The sequence below is a fragment of the Nonomuraea maheshkhaliensis genome (assembly GCF_039529435.1).
GTDB lineage: Bacteria > Actinomycetota > Actinomycetes > Streptosporangiales > Streptosporangiaceae > Nonomuraea > Nonomuraea maheshkhaliensis.
In genome coordinates this window covers 1-14,355 of the sequence record NZ_BAAAMU010000027.1, presented here as the reverse complement: position 1 = coordinate 14,355, position 14,355 = coordinate 1, and the positions used below count along the sequence as shown (strand labels likewise).

Here is a 14,355-nt window from a genome sequence, read left to right as displayed (position 1 = left end):
CGCCGGCGGCGCGGCCCCGGCGGGCGAGGAGGCCAAGGCGGCGGCCGGGGCGGGGGCCGGGGGAGTGCTGGTGTTCCCGTCGCCGGGCGACCGGGCGGCCCTGCACGACGAGGTGTGGACGGCGGCCGGGCTGCCGATGATCGCGTTCGACCTCTACACCGCGCCGTGCCCGCCTGCCATGTTGCGCGAGGTCGTCCGGCATCCGGGCGTGGCCGGGCTCAAGACGGCGCTGCTGTCGGACACGATGGGCTGCCAGGAGGCGATCGCACTCACCCGCGAGGCCGGCCGGCTGGCCATCACCGGCGAGGACCGCATGTTCGGCCCCTCGCTGCTGTGGGGGGCCGAGGGGGCGTGGGTGGGCATCGCGGCGGCCTCGGTGCCGACGACGGCCGCCGTGCTGCGCGCCTTCCGCGGCGACGACCTGCGGGAGTTCGAACGGGCCTCCGCGCGGCTGGACCGGCTGGCCGCGGCCACGTTCACGGCCCCCATGGAGGGGTACGTGCAGCGCATGCTCTGGCTGGCCGAGGCGGAGGGCCTCATCCCCGCCACCCACGCCTTCGACCCCCACGGCCCCGGCCTCCCCGACGCCGAACGCCCCGGCGTCCTGGCGGCGGCCTCCACCTGACATCCCTGCCCGGCCGTTCCCCGAAACGGTCGGACCGAAGGTCCGCCGGTATCGAGCTGACACGGGATGGACGTACTCATGTCGGGCGCCACCGCGCGGAGTAGGGTCGGCTTGTCGTTGGCACCGGGTGGCGGGCGGGATCGAGGGGTGTGCGATGGCACGAGCACGTGTGATCGTCTCAGCGGCCCTGGGCCTCGTGGCGCTGCCCGTACTGATCAATGTCGCGACGAGCGACGACGCGCCGGTGTGGGCGGTGCCGGCCGTGCTGGTCTTAGGCGTGGCGGCGACCTGGCTGACCCTGCGGCAGTACCTGGCCGACCACGGGACGAGGGCGGGCGGGCGGTTTCCTCCGGGGTTCCGGCAACGGATGCTGGGCAGGGCGCGGTCGACACTGGACGCGCGCCTGGTGCATCGACCGGCCGGCCGGGTCGGGATCAGCCTGGAGGAGGCCGTGGAACGGGTGCGTCCGCCGGACGCGCTGAGCGTGGCGGCCGAGCAGGTGCCGGCACCGCAGGGCGTGTGGACCGCGTGGGAGGACGCGAGCCGGTCGCTGCTGCTGCTCGGCGCACCGGGAGCGGGCAAGACGACGCAGCTCCTCGACCTGGCCGATCACCTGCTGACGGCCGCGGAGGCCGATGAGACGCAGCCGGTTCCCGTGGTGGTCGACCTCGTCTCGTTCTCGCCGGTGAGCGCCCGCAGGGTCTGGCGGCGGCAGGCGGCGGACGGCGACCAGGACGCCGGGACCCGCTGGCTGCTGAAGATCCTTGCCGAGGAGTACCGGCTGGGCCACCGGGTGGCCGTGGAGTACCTGGCCGCGCACCGGGTCGTCCTGCTGCTGGACGGGCTGGACGAGGTGCCGCCTGCCCGTCGCCGGGACTGTCTGCGCTGGATCAACCACCTCCAGGACCGCTTCACCGTGCCGCCGATGGTCGTGTGCGGCCGGGATCTCGACTACGCCGAGATCGGTGAGCTGCTGGCGCTGCAGCGTGCGGTGCGCATCGTGCCGCTGCACCGTGAGAAGGTGATCGCCTGGCTGGAGGAGGGCGGACCGGAGGCCGAGCACGTGCGTCAGGCCGTGACCAGGGATCCGACGCTGTGGGATCTGCTCGACGCCCCGCTCTGGCTGGCCGTGGTGGCGGCGGTGGCCGAGTCGGCCCGGGACGAAGGCGCGGGCGGGTCCGTCTCGGCGCGGCGAGGCGCGCTGCTGGACGCGTTCGTGGACGAGGCGATCCAGCGCGGCGACCAGGCCGGCTACACACGTGCCGACGTGGTGAGATGGCTCGGTCGGCTGGCCGCCCCAGGTCGTCCGGTCGTGGCGTCCCGGTGGGGCCCGGGCGTCATCAGCGTCGGTGACGAGGTGCCCGCCGAGGTGTCGCGCGCCGTCAGCTCCCGATTCGCCGTGCCGCTGATGGCCCTGGTCACCCTCGCCGGGGCCGCGGTTCTGCTGCGGCACGCCGGAGTCGTCGTCGCGCTCGCGGCCGCGGCCGGCCTGCTGATCATGGTGCTGGCGCAGTGGCTGATCGGCCGCCGGCGGAGTGAGGAATCGGGGCAGGTGCGGCCGGCGCGTCTCGGCGCGACGGTGGCCGTGCTCGGCACGATCCTGTCCGCGCTCGCCCTCACCGTCACCGAAACGGTGAGCACACTGGTGGGCCTGCTGCCGGAGCCGCCCAAGTCCGTGAACTGGCCGGCGCTACTGGCGGTCTTCGGGGGTTCGGTCGTCGTGGTGGGCCTGATCCTGGCCGTGGTCGCGACGGTCGCCGACCGTCGCTCCGGCCGGCGCTCCGAACCGTTGCCGTGGGTGCTCTTCCGCCGCGCCGGGGAGAGCATCGTGATCACGGCGATCTTTCTGGGGGGCGCGGTCTACTTCCTGGGCATGGGTTATCTGGTTCTGTCGGCGATTCCCGCCCCGTACGTGTTCTCCGGCGCGTGCGCGCTCGGCTTCTTCGCCGTGGTCGGCTCGGTCTGCTTCGGGATCGCTTTCCTGCTGGATGGTGAAGGGCACAGGGTCAATGAGAGCGAAGACGAGGTGGGCTGGGTGCCCTTCGCCGGGCTGGGGGTGGCGCTGCTCGCGGTGTTCCTCATCGGGGCGGACACCCACCACTGGCTCCCCTCGGAGCTCGTCTTCCACCTCATGTCCGTCGGAGTGGGCGCGTGTGCCGGGGTGTACGTGGCCTTCCAGACAGGGCGCGTGGACCACCTCCTCAGCCCGCTGGTGACGCTCTGCCTGGTGGCCGTGGGTCACCTGCCCTGGCGGCTGCATCGTTTCCTGCGCTACTGCGCCCGTCACGACCTGCTCAGGAGCGAGGGCAGGGACTATCGGTTCCGGCACCAGCTCCTGGCCGAGCACTTCGTCGCCGCGACGGCGAGCCCACGGCCGCAAGGCGGCTAGATCGCGATGCGGATGAGGTTGCGGCCCTTGAGGCCGTACAGGGCCTTACGGGACGGGTCGGCGGCGATGCGGGAGCCGCCGCCGAACCAGTCGCTCGCCAGCCCCGCCACGAGCTTGCGGGCGGTGAAGGCGATCAGGTCGACCTTGTAGACGGCGTCCTCGTCGCTCGTGTACGCCTTCGTCCCCGACAGCACCAGGTCGCCCCCGCGGTCGCAGACCTTGAGCGTGCGGGTGACCTTGCGCCGGCGCGGGTCGAACTCGAACAGCACGCCGTCGCCGGTGATGCCGTACAGGGCGAGCGCCGTGTGCTTGAGGCTCGTGATGGAGCTCGCGCCGGCCACCGGCTCGACCTCCCACCTCACCTCGCGGCGCCGCAGGTCGAACGCGGCCAGCCGGGCCGTGGACGTCACCGGCGGCGAGCCGAGGCCCTCCTGCGTGCTGGTGCCCAGGTAGACGGTGCCCAGCCGGGCGGTCAGCGCGAACACCGTCTGGCGCTCGACGATCGGCCGGTACGTGTCGAGCCGTCCCGTGCGCGGGTCGTAGACGTCGAGCGCGCCGTTCTGGTGGCCGGGCTCCGGCTGGGTGGACATCACGATCAGGCCGGTCGCCCGGTCGTGGCACAGGTCCTTGGGCCGGTCCTGGTTGTGGCCGGTACGCAGGAGCAGCTCGGCCTCGGCGTCGCCCGCGCGGTGGGAGTAGAGGGCGGCCTGGGTGTAGACCCCGAGGTACGTGGTCCCGTTCGCGGTCATGAGGGTCTTCGGCTCGCCGGGGATCGGCAGCCGGGTGACCGCGCCCGAGGCCAGGTCGTGGACGTCGCAGCCGCCCTTGCCGCCCACGTAGACGCGCTCGCCGTCGCTGTGCACGGACATGGGCTCCTCGGGGGCGGCCTTGAAGCCCTTCCGCACATGGCTCACGTAGTCGATGCCGCCGGTGGCGGGGTCGTAGACGAAGACGCCCGGCTCCTGGACGCCGTAGATACGGCCCCCGTGCTCCAGGATCCGCACGGTCTGCGCCTCGGGGAACGGCACCCCGAGCACCTCGTACGTGCCGTCCTCGATGCGGTAGCGGTAGAACGTGCCGGACGGCCGCCCGGCGAAGTACACCCAGCCGTCGTGGATCAGCACCGACACGACGTACTTCTCGCCCGGCGCGGTGGCCTTGACCACCCGGTACGCGGCCGGGTCCGCCTTCTCCAGCACGATCAGCTCGCCCAGGGAGTTCATCCCGCCGGCGATGTGCGTGGCGCTGATCGACATGCTCGACACCCAGTCGCGGTCGGCCACCTCGGCGGGCAGCAGCTCGCGCTTGTCGCCGGTCCTCCTGTCGATGGCGACGAGGTGGGCGTTGCTGCCGACGCCCGCGTAGACGTGGGTGTCGTCGGCCTGGATGCTGCGTACGTACGCCTCGCCGGGGGCGGGCTGGCCCAGGTCGCGGCTGGTTCCCGTGGCGGGGTCGTACTCGACCACGCGGCCGGGCTGCGAGGTGCCCAGGTAGACCTTGCCGTCGGGGGAGGAGGCCATGGTCCAGATGTAAGGGTCGGGGTACTCGGCGACCTTCGTGGTGGTTCCGGTAAGGGTGTCGATCTTGTACAGGTCCGACCTGGAGTGGGTGCCCACGTAGACGTCGGTGCCGACCTTGCACATCGCCCAGATCCCCACGCCCGAGGGGATGTCGAAGTGGGCGGTGACCTTGTCCTGGCCCAGGTCCCAGGCGCCGACGACGTTGGGCGCCAGACCGCGCGAGCCGAGGTAGAGCACGTCGCCGACGAACTCGGCGTTGCCCAGCGGGCTGGTCACGCTGGCCGGGCCGAGGTCGGTGATCGTGCCCTCAGGCTCGCGGGCCGCGGCCAGTGCGGGGGCGGCCAGTGCGGGGGCGGCGGTGAGGGCGGGCAGGGAGGTCACGGCCGCGGAGGCGGCCGCGGCCTGGAGGAAACGGCGGCGGGGGATCATGCGCTGGCACTCCTCAGGACGGGTTGGGCCGCACGCTATTACGGCCTAGGCCGTAATGTCCAGATCGAAAAGTCGTACGGCGTTGCGCCACGCGACCAGTTCGGCCGTCTCCGCGTCCAGCCCGGCGGCCGCCACGGCCCCGAACGCCGACGCCGGGTCGATGAGGGTGGAGTCGGTGCCGAAGAGCAGGCGGGTGCGGTCGACCGCCGCCGCGACCCGGGCGACGCGGCCCGCAGGGGCGTGGGAGTAGCAGGGCTCCAGGTAGAGCCGGTCGCAGGCGTTCGCGGCCTCGATCGCGTACGGATACCCGTCGGCGCCCATGTGCCCCGCGATGACCCGCAGGCCGGGTGTGTCCGCACAGGCTTCGGCCAGGTCCAGCACCGTGGCGCCCCACGTGTGGACGAGGGCGGGCACCCCGGCCTCGGCGACCATGGCCAGCGCCTCCCGCGTCTGGGGCGAGGAGACGGGCGACCCCGTGTAGTCGGTGTGGATCTTGACGCCGGCGAACTTACCGGTCGGGAGATGTTCGCGCAGGTCGCGCTCGGCGTCGGCCTGCCTGCGCGGGTTGACCGTGACGTACCCCAGATGGCGCTCGGTCGTGGCGAGCCATCGCGCCAGGGCCCGGTTGCCCGCCGGCGCGTCGTAGATCACCGCCTCGGTGGCCGACACGATCGACAGGCCGATGCCGTAGCGGTCCATGGCCGCGAGGTTCGCGCCGGCCACGTCCATGGTGAAGAACCACGGGCCCCAGTGGGCGTGCACATCGATGATCATCCGAACAGCCTCCTCGCGTTGCCGCCCGCCACCGCGGCGATCTCGTCCGGCGCCAGGCCGCTGGTCGCCAGGCGCAACAGCGGCACGACCGGCTCGTAATGGGGGGTGCGCGAGCCGAACACGAGCCGGTCGGCGGGGACGGTCTCCAGCGCGTCGGGCGAGTTGAGCAGGCGGGTCGAGGTGTGGAAGCCGGGCTCGTCGGTGGCGGCCACCAGGAAGTCGCCGAGGTGGTAGAAGTGCGTGTCCAGGAAGACGACCTTGGCGTCCAGGCCGGAGAACGGCTGCCAGAACCTGCGCACGTCACCGCCGGTCAGCACGACCAGGCCCGACGCGGCGGCCCGCTTGGCGACGTGGCGGACCGAGGGGAAGCCCGCCTCGACGCCCTGCTCGTCGGGGAACAGCCTGATCGCCCGCACGCCCAGGGGTTCGAGGCGGTCGATCTCGCGTACGGCGCCGATCGGGTCGCGCAGATCCACGGTCCCGACCGGAACCACATCCGCCGCCCCGGCGCCGTCGGTTCGTGGGGTGCCGCGCAGGGTCAGGACCTCGTCGTTGCCCGAGCGCACGTCGAACAGGGCGGCCCGCAGCGACGCCACCGCGCCCGCCCTCACACGGTGCCCGGCCAGGGTCGCGAGCACGGATTCCGGGGTGCCTGGCGGGCCGTCGCGGTCGGGATACGCGCCGACCAGCACGTCCACGTCGAACGTCACCTCAAGTTCGCCGACCAGTTCACCAGCGTCGAACGCCGTCACGTACGCCTCCATTGACTATTCCCGCCCCGCAGATTACGGTCTGGGCCAAAATTGGGCAACAACTCGCGGAGGTGCGGCCATGCCGCGCGGTTCCCTCACGCTCTCAGCGGCCCTGGCCGCCGTGCTCCTCACCACGGCGGCCCCGGCCTCGGCAGCGGTCTTACCCACGCCCCCCACGTCGTCCGACGCAACGGCCACCACCGCCGGCGGGTCCCGGTCCTGTTCGGGGACGCGGGTGGAGACGTTCGGGCCGGCGTCGCTGACCGGCGCGATCGTCGGCGCCACCGTCCACGACGGCAAGGCGTACGTCGTCACCCGCGGCCAGAAACCGCCCGTACTGGCCGAGATCGACCTGGCCACCCGCCAGGTCGTCAGGACCGCCCGCCTGCCCGACGCCCCCGCGACGGGGGAGCCGGAGGGCGGCTGGGCCACGGCGGTCTCCGGCGGCAAGATCTACGTCGGCACGTACCCCGTCCCCGACCTGTACCGGTTCGACCCGGTCACCGGCGAGGTGACGCACCTGGCCTCGTTCGGCCGCAACGGCGGGTTCATCTGGTCGCTGGCCGCCGCGCCCGACGGCACCCTCTACGCCGGCACCTACCCCGACGGCCGGGTCAGGGAGTACGACCCGGACACCGGCGCGGTGCGCGACTTCGGCGTCCTCGCCGCCGGCGAACGTTACGTCAGGGCGGTCGCGGCCGACGAGAGCGACGTCTACGCGGGCCTGCTCGACAAGGGCAAGCTGGTGGCGATCGACCGGACCACGGGCGCGGTCAGGGACCTGGCGCAGGGCACGACCGGCATCGGCGTGGTGGCCGAGCACGGCGACCGGGTCCTCGCGGTCAGCGGGTCGACCCTGATCGACGTGCGCAAGGACGGCACCGACGCCAGGAACGTCCCTTTGGGCCCGCTCAGCCTCGACGCGCTCACGGTCGCCGCCGACGGCACCGTCTACGCCACCTCCCGCCCTGACGGCGCGATCCATCGCTACCGCACCGGTGACACCGCCCTCACCGAGGTGGCCGCTCCGCCGTCGAAGGACGACGAGACCAGGCGGATCGTGCTCACCGGCGACGACACCCTCGTCGGCTTCTCCGGCAGCGGCGGCATGTGGTCGCTCGACCTGCGCACCGGCGTGTCCGCGTTCACCGACCTGATCGAGGCGGGCCTGCCGGCGGGCGCCGAGCGCCCGCAGAGCATGCTGCTGGTGCCCGGCCGCGCCGTCTACGTCGGCGGGCACTTCTTCATGGACGTACGCGACCTGCGTACGGGCGAGCAGCGGAGGTTCCGCGTCCCCGGCGAGCCCAAGGACCTGGTACGCCACGGGAACAAGATCTACGCCGCCCTCTACCCCAGCGGCCAGGTCGTCTCCATCGACCTGCGCACCGACGAGGTCCGCCCGCTGGCCCGCCTGGGCCACGACCAGCAGCGCCCGTGGGACATCGAGTACGACCCGGTGACCCGTAAACTGCTGGTCGCCTCCGCCCCGCTGGGCGCCAGGCTGGAGGGCGCCCTGTCGATCATCGACCCCGGCACCGGCGCGATCGACTCCTATCCGGGCGTCATCCCCGATCAGAGCCTCATGAGCCTGTCGCTCGACTCCCGCGCGGGCGTCGTCTACCTGGGCGGCGACGTGCTCGGCGGCGGCGGGACCCCGCCGGTCAAGACGTCGGCCTCCGTCGCGGCCTTCGACCTGCGCACCCGCACCGTGCGCTGGCAGGTGGACCCGGTCCCGGGCATGCGCACGTTCCAGGACGTCAAGGTGCACGGGGGCCTGCTGTACGGGGTCTACAAGCGTGACTCCGGCACCTGGATCGCCATGGACCTCGCCACCGGGACGGTCGGGCAGCGGGGCACCCTGTCCGGGTACGGCGAGCTGACGGTGCATCGCGGCAGGGTGTTCGCCGCCACGTTCTTCGGCGGCGGCAACGCGTACGAGCTGGGCACGGACGAGCCCGGCACCGGCCCGCTCGGCCCCGCCAGGCACCTGGCCACCGGTCTCGGCGACGACTGGTACACCAACCCCCAACTGCACTTCGAACCCGGCTCGTGGAAGGCGTGGACCATGAGCGGCCGGCAGCTGGCCCGGGTGGACCTGAACCCGCGCTGCCCGCTCTTGACCATCACTCCGCCGCAAGGCTAATTTCGGTCTGTGCCGAAATTCGTGCTGGACGCCCACCGGCTCATCGGGCCCGTCCCCTTCGACGACCTGCCCCGCGACCCGGGGCAGGAGATGGACCGGCTGGGCATCCACCGCGCCTGCGTCACCCACACGCTCAGCCTCTACTCCGACGTCCACGCGGGCAACGAGGCGCTGCTCGGCCTGCGCGACCCCCGGCTCGTCCCGGTGCCCGTCCTGCTCCCCGAGGCGTTCGCGCCCGCCCAGGACTGGGACGTGCCGATGGTGCGCCTCTGCCCGGCCCGCCACCGGTACGAGCTCACCGGCCCCACCGCCCTGCGCCGGCTGGCGGACCTCGGCGTCGTAGCGGCGATCGAACTCGACGAGACCTCGCCTGGAGAGCTCCTCACCCTCGCCCGCCGGCTGCCAGGGCTGCGCGTCCTGCTGCTCGGCCCCGGCTACCGGCGGCTGCGCGCGATCGGCGAGCTCATGGCCGAGATCCCCAACCTGTGGCTGGAGATCGGCACCGTCAACACGCAGCGCGGCGTCGAATGGCTGGCCGCGAACTACGGCGCGGAGCGGCTGGTGTTCGGCACCGGGGCTCCGGTCATGGACGACTGCGGGCCCCGCTTCTTGCTCGACCACCTCGAACTCCCGCAGGCCGACATCGACCTGATCGCCTCGGGCGGCAGCCTGCTCGGGCAAGGAGACCTGTGATGATCCTCGACGCGCACGGTCACCTCGGGCCGTGGCCCGACTTCCTCATTCCCGACCCGTCCGCCGACGGCATGGTGTCCCTGCTGGACCGCCTTGGCATCGACGCGATCGGCATCAGTCACCTGCTAGCCGTCGGCCCGGACGCCGAGGAGGGCAACCGGCTGGCGTTCGCCGCCGCCGAGCGGCATCCCGGCCGGATCGGCGTCTGGCAGGTCTACAACCCGCACCAGCGCAACCACCTCGCCGACGAGGGCGTCTGGGGCGTGAAGATCCATCCGGACGTGCACGAATGCCGGCTCGACGACCGCCGCTACGACCCCGTCTGGGAGCTGGGGCTGCCGGTGCTCGCCCACGGCCAGACCGGCTCCCCGTGGAGCGACCCCGCCCAGTTCGTCACCGTGGCCGGGCGGCATCCGCACGTGCCGCTGCTGCTCGGCCACGCCGGGCTCTGGCCGAACGGCTTCGCCAGGGCGGCCGAGCTGGCGGGCCCGTACCCGAACCTCTTCCTGGAGATCTGCGGCTCCAAGATGACCGGACGCTGGATCGCCCGCCTGGCCGGGCTGATCGGCGCCGACCGGGTGATCTACGGCTCCGACGCCTGCTTCCTCGACCTGCGGATCGGCTTCGGCCGCGTCGCCCTGGCCCCCCTCACCGACGCCGACCGCGCCCTCATCCAGGGCGGCAACCTCGCCCGCCTGCTGCGGCCCGGTTCGCACAGACAAGGACCACGCACATGACGCTCGCCCTGCACGGCGGAGCTCCCGTCCGTACCCGCCCCTGGCCGGCCTGGCCGCCGCCGCTCGACGACGCCCAGCGGGAACGGGTCACGGCCGTGCTGGAGAGCGGTCTGTGGGGCGCCACGCAGGGCGGGTCCGCGTGCGCGGAGCTGGCCGCCGCGTTCGCCCGCCGCTCGGGCGCCGAACACGCCGTGACCGTCGGCAACGCCACGCTCGGCCTGTTCGCCGCGCTGCGCGGCCTCGGGATCGGGCCGGGCGACGAGGTGATCGTCCCGGCGTACACGTTCGTCGCCTCGGCCACCGCCGTCCTGCTCGCGGGGGCCACCCCGGTGATCGCCGACGTGGACGCGGACGACCTGCACCTGCCGGCGCACACCGTACGGGCGGCGCTCACCCCGCGCACCGCCGCGATCATGCCGGTGCACCTCGCGGGCAGCCCGGCCGACATGGACCCACTGACCGAGCTCGCCGCCCGGCACGGGCTGGCCGTGGTCGAGGACGCCGCCCAGGCGCACGGCGCCACCTACCGGGACCGCCCGGTCGGCGGGCTCGGCGACGCGGGCGTCTACAGCTTCCAGGCGAGCAAGGCGATGACGGCGGGGGAGGGCGGCCTGATCGTCTGCCGGGACCGGGCGGTGCACGACGCCGTCTGGTCGGTCTGCAACCTCGGCCGCGACCCCGGCGGCGCCTGGTACGGGCATCCGTCGGTCGGCTGGAACCTGCGGCTGACCGAGATCCAGGCCGCGCTCCTGCTGCCCTGGCTGGACCGGCTCGACGCGGAGATCGGCCGCAGGAACGCGTTCTGCGCCGCGCTCGACCGCGAACTGACCGCCATCCCCGCACCCCCGGGCTACGACGGCGCGGGAGAGCCGGGCCGGGGGCCCGTGACGGTGGTTCCGCGGCCGCCGGGGACCACACGGGACTCGCGGCACCTGCTGATGCTCCGCCTGCACGTGCCCGTCGACCGGGCGTTCCTGCTGGAGGCCATGGCGGCCGAAGGGGTGCCGCTCGACGGCGGCTACCCGCCGCTCGGCACCATGACGGCGCTGACCGTGGCCGGCGCCAGGCCGGAGCCCTGTCCGGCCGCCGAGGCCGCCGCCCGCGAGCCGGTCTGGATCCGCCAGTCCATGCTCATGGACGACCAGCCCGCCGGAGCCGCCTGCGTCGCCGCGGCCCTGGCCAAGGTCCTCACCGCCTGACCCGCGCGACCGGCCCCGCCGGCCGGGTCAGACCTTCGCCGGGGTGGCGGGGGCGGTGGTGGCCTGTTCGGTGCGGATCAAGGCGTCGCACTCGGCGATCGTCTCCTCCAGCAGCGTACGCAGCAGCGCGTCCGGGTCGGGGATGCACGCCTGCACGATCCCCACCACGGCCAGCTGCACCGCGTTCGGGGCCGCGTACCTGCGGAAGCCCTTCTCCGTGATCCGCGCGGCCCTGCTGAAGCGCCGGGCCTGCTCGGCCGCGTGCGGGACCTCTTCCATGGCCCGCCTGCTGCGCTCGCTCAGCCGTCCTGGCGGCGCGCCGTCGAGCCTGGCCAGCATCTCCTCGGCCGCCAGCACCGACACCGCCAGCGCGAGCTGGCGTTCGGCCGCCGCGACCGGCAGGGCCGTGGTGGCGCAGCGCAGCGCGATGTGCGCGTCCACGCGCAGGTCGTCGCTGTTCAGGCCGATGATGGACGGGACGAGATGGACGAGCTTGGCCCGGCTCTCGTCGCCGGTGTTGTCGTTGACCAGGCGGGCGAGCGCGGCCAGCAACGGATGGGTGCAGGCCGGATGGTCGCTCCACCGCTCACCGGCCAGGTAGGAGGCCAGCTCCATGAAGCAGGCGCCGCGCTTCGGGTTGCGATGCCTGCCGCGGGAAAGAACCGGCATGTGATCAAGGTGATTGTCCACGGGTGCTCCACTGCTCCACGCGATCGCCGTTTTTACAGTCTGCGCCGTCGTGCCGCGCAATGCCAGTGATGTCCTGAACGTTCCCACTACCCCGCAGGATCACACTCAGGCACTCACGAACACCGCGACCGTCCGCCCGGGAACCGTCAGCGTGCCGGTGGCGGGATCGAACGCCGACTCCCGCACCACGGGGTCGCCGGAGGCGGCCTGTACGGGATGCAGCGCCACCTCCCGCCCCGCGACCTGCGGCAACGGCTGCTGCTGGGCCGACGGGGTGGCGTTGAAGACGGTCGTGACCGAGGCCCAGCGCGGATCGAGCCCCGAGGTGTCCACGTGCATGGCGATCACCCCCTCCGCCGAGCCGGGGAAGGTCATCCGCCGCCCCACCTCCTCCGCCGACCCCAGCGCGAACGCCGGCGACGACGCCCTGATCCGCAGCAGCTCGCCGAACCGGGCCCGGGCGGCGGCGATGTCGGCGCAGCCGGGGCGCAGCGAGGGGTCGGCCAGCAGCGGCCTGGCGTAGGGCCAGGCGGCCTCGTTGGCGGCCCGGGGCGGCAGGCCCGCGCCGAAGCCGTTGCCCTGCTCGCAGTCCCACAGCAGCCGGTTGAACCAGTCGCCCGAGCCGTAGGAGTCGCGGTCGAACGACTTCGAGCGCAGCCGCTCCGAGCCCGCGTGCACGAACGCCGCCCCCTGCGACAGCAGCACCGTGGCCAGCGACAGCACCTGCATGCGCACCCGGTCGGCCATCGGCGTCGCCTGCGGCAGCTTGTACGCCAGCGCGTCGAACAGCGTCTCGTTGTCGTGCGCGTCCACGTACGTCACCGCCTCCCCCGGCGCGGCGGTGTACCCGGCGGGCGAGCCGTGGTAGCCGACCTCCGAGCCCGAAGGCAGCAGGTGGCCGGCCAGGTTGCCGGTCAGTCCCACCCTGATCAGGTCGGCGTAGTACGCCAGCCGCGCCCGCCGCTCGCCGGGCGTGCCGTTGGCCGGGGCGCCGTTGGGGTCGCCGGCCAGCCCGGACCCGAAGCCCTGCACGCGCGGGTCGGAGTCGAAGGGGCCGCCGCCGCGCACCGCGTCCCGCAGCCGGTCGGTGAACGTGCCGATCCCGGTCCCGGCCAGGTTGCCCTGCGTGGCCTGCTCGAACCTGGCGCCGCCGGCCACCTCGCCGAAGTCCCAGCCCTCGCCGTACAGGAGGATCGACCTGCCGTCGACGCCGTCCTTCGCGGGCGTCAGCGCGTCGAGCGCGCGGCGGACGGCGACCAGGTTCGCCTTCGGATGGTGGCCCATGAGGTCGAAGCGGAAGCCGTCGATCTTGTAGTGCGTGGCCCACGTGACGATCGAGTCCACCACGAGCCGGCCCATCATGGCGTGCTCGGGCGCGGTGTTCGCGCAGCAGGTGGAGGTGGCCACGGCACCGTCGTCCAGCAGACGGTGGTAGTAACCGGGCACGATCGGGTCGAGCACGCCGGTGGAGTGGGCGTGGTTGTAGACCACGTCCATGACCACGCGCAGCCCGGCCCGGTTGAGCCCGGCGACCATGGCGCGCAGCTCTCTGGTCCGCTCGTCCGGGTTCGTCGCGTACGAGCCCTCGGGCGCCATGTAGTGCAGCGGGTCGTACCCCCAGTTGAAGGAGTCCGTCGCGGCCGTGCGCGCGACGCACTCCTGCTGCGCCTCGGAGTCGGGCGGCAGCGCGGCGAGGTCGCAGGCGGGCTCGGTCCTGTCCTCCTTGCGCTCGGGGACGGTGGCGAAGTCGAACACGGGCAGCAGTTGCACGTGCGTCAGCCCGTCACGGGCCAGCGCGCGCAACTCCCGCATCCCGGCGCTCTCCCGGCAGCGGTCGTCCGCGAAGGCCGCGTACGTGCCGCGCAGGTCCGGTGGCACGGTGGTGTCGGAGGCGGAGAAGTCGCGTACGTGCAGCTCGTAGATCGAGGCCCGGTGCTGCGGGACCGGGGGCGGTTTGACCAGCTCGTCCCAGCCGGGCGGCTTGAGCGCGGCGGCGTCCAGGTCCACCAGCCGGCTGCGCCCGCCGTCCGGGGTGACCGCGAGCCCGTACGGGTCGGTGACCTCGTTCGTCACGACCGCACCGGCCTCGGGGGAGTACACGGTGACCAGGTACGTGTACTCGCGGCCGAGCCACGACGGAGGCCCCTGGACCGACCACACGCCGCTCTCGTCGTCGCGCCGCATCGGCTGCACGCCGCCCGGCCCTGGGCCGTGCAGCGCCAGCTCGACCTTCCGCGCGGTCGGCGCCCACACGGCCAGCCTCACGGCGGCGCCGCCCGACGCGCCACCGGGCTCGTCGCCCAACGGGTCGCCGGACGAGCCGCCCAACGGGTCGCCGGACGAGCCGGCGGACGAGCCGCCGGACGGGCCGCCGGACCAGGCGCCGGGCGGGCCGCCGGCCGAG

10 protein-coding genes and 1 pseudogene are annotated in these 14,355 nt (G+C 73.3%); 6 read left to right on the top strand and 5 right to left on the bottom strand.

The genetic code is table 11. The annotated features are described in order from the left end of the window. Nucleotides 1-625 (top strand): annotated as a pseudogene (locus tag ABFX54_RS20015) (dihydrodipicolinate synthase family protein); the annotation flags it as partial. Nucleotides 626-779: 154 nt separating this feature from the next. Next, nucleotides 780-3,014 (top strand): NACHT domain-containing protein, encoded by a 2,235-nt coding sequence (locus ABFX54_RS20010; RefSeq protein WP_346106856.1) that lies wholly within the window; start codon nucleotides 780-782, stop codon nucleotides 3,012-3,014. Here ABFX54_RS20010 and ABFX54_RS20005 read toward each other — a convergent pair. Genes ABFX54_RS20005 through ABFX54_RS19995 form a run of 3 tightly spaced genes read right to left on the bottom strand, consistent with a single transcriptional unit; the run spans nucleotide 3,011 to nucleotide 6,489 of the window. Further along, nucleotides 3,011-4,963 (bottom strand): ligand-binding sensor domain-containing protein, encoded by a 1,953-nt coding sequence (locus ABFX54_RS20005; protein ID WP_346106855.1) that lies wholly within the window; start codon nucleotides 4,961-4,963, stop codon nucleotides 3,011-3,013. The genes ABFX54_RS20010 and ABFX54_RS20005 overlap by 4 nt on opposite strands. A 45-nt stretch (nucleotides 4,964-5,008) precedes the next feature. Next, complete coding sequence (locus ABFX54_RS20000; RefSeq protein WP_346106853.1) at nucleotides 5,009-5,737, bottom strand: amidohydrolase family protein; 729 nt, start codon at nucleotides 5,735-5,737, stop codon at nucleotides 5,009-5,011. Then, nucleotides 5,734-6,489, bottom strand: coding sequence for an amidohydrolase family protein (locus ABFX54_RS19995; RefSeq protein ID WP_346106851.1), 756 nt, complete (start codon nucleotides 6,487-6,489; stop codon nucleotides 5,734-5,736). The genes ABFX54_RS20000 and ABFX54_RS19995 overlap by 4 nt, the downstream gene beginning before the upstream one ends. A gap of 79 nt (nucleotides 6,490-6,568) precedes the next feature. Between ABFX54_RS19995 and ABFX54_RS19990 the strand changes: the two genes are divergently transcribed. From ABFX54_RS19990 to ABFX54_RS19975, 4 genes are read left to right on the top strand one after another with little or no spacing between them, the layout of a single operon-like run. After that, nucleotides 6,569-8,632: an outer membrane protein assembly factor BamB family protein gene (locus tag ABFX54_RS19990; protein WP_346106850.1), complete on the top strand. Its 2,064-nt coding sequence runs from the start codon at nucleotides 6,569-6,571 to the stop codon at nucleotides 8,630-8,632. Nucleotides 8,633-8,641: 9 nt separating this feature from the next. After that, nucleotides 8,642-9,325, top strand: a complete 684-nt coding sequence (locus ABFX54_RS19985) for an amidohydrolase family protein (protein ID WP_346106848.1) — start codon at nucleotides 8,642-8,644, stop codon at nucleotides 9,323-9,325. Next, complete coding sequence (locus ABFX54_RS19980) at nucleotides 9,325-10,062, top strand: amidohydrolase family protein (protein ID WP_346106847.1); 738 nt, start codon at nucleotides 9,325-9,327, stop codon at nucleotides 10,060-10,062. Before ABFX54_RS19985 ends, ABFX54_RS19980 begins: the two co-directional genes overlap by 1 nt. After that, the gene (locus ABFX54_RS19975) at nucleotides 10,059-11,261 is read left to right on the top strand and encodes a DegT/DnrJ/EryC1/StrS family aminotransferase (RefSeq protein WP_346106846.1); all 1,203 of its coding nucleotides are present in this window, start codon (nucleotides 10,059-10,061) and stop codon (nucleotides 11,259-11,261) included. The genes ABFX54_RS19980 and ABFX54_RS19975 overlap by 4 nt, the downstream gene beginning before the upstream one ends. A 27-nt stretch (nucleotides 11,262-11,288) precedes the next feature. Here ABFX54_RS19975 and ABFX54_RS19970 read toward each other — a convergent pair whose 3' ends face one another. Next, a complete protein-coding gene (locus tag ABFX54_RS19970) occupies nucleotides 11,289-11,930 on the bottom strand; it encodes a hypothetical protein (protein WP_346106845.1) in 642 nt (213 codons plus the stop codon). Nucleotides 11,931-12,056: 126 nt separating this feature from the next. Beyond that, on the bottom strand, nucleotides 12,057-14,355 hold a 2,299-nt coding region (gene pulA / locus ABFX54_RS19965; protein WP_346106844.1), incomplete at its 5' end, for a pullulanase-type alpha-1,6-glucosidase.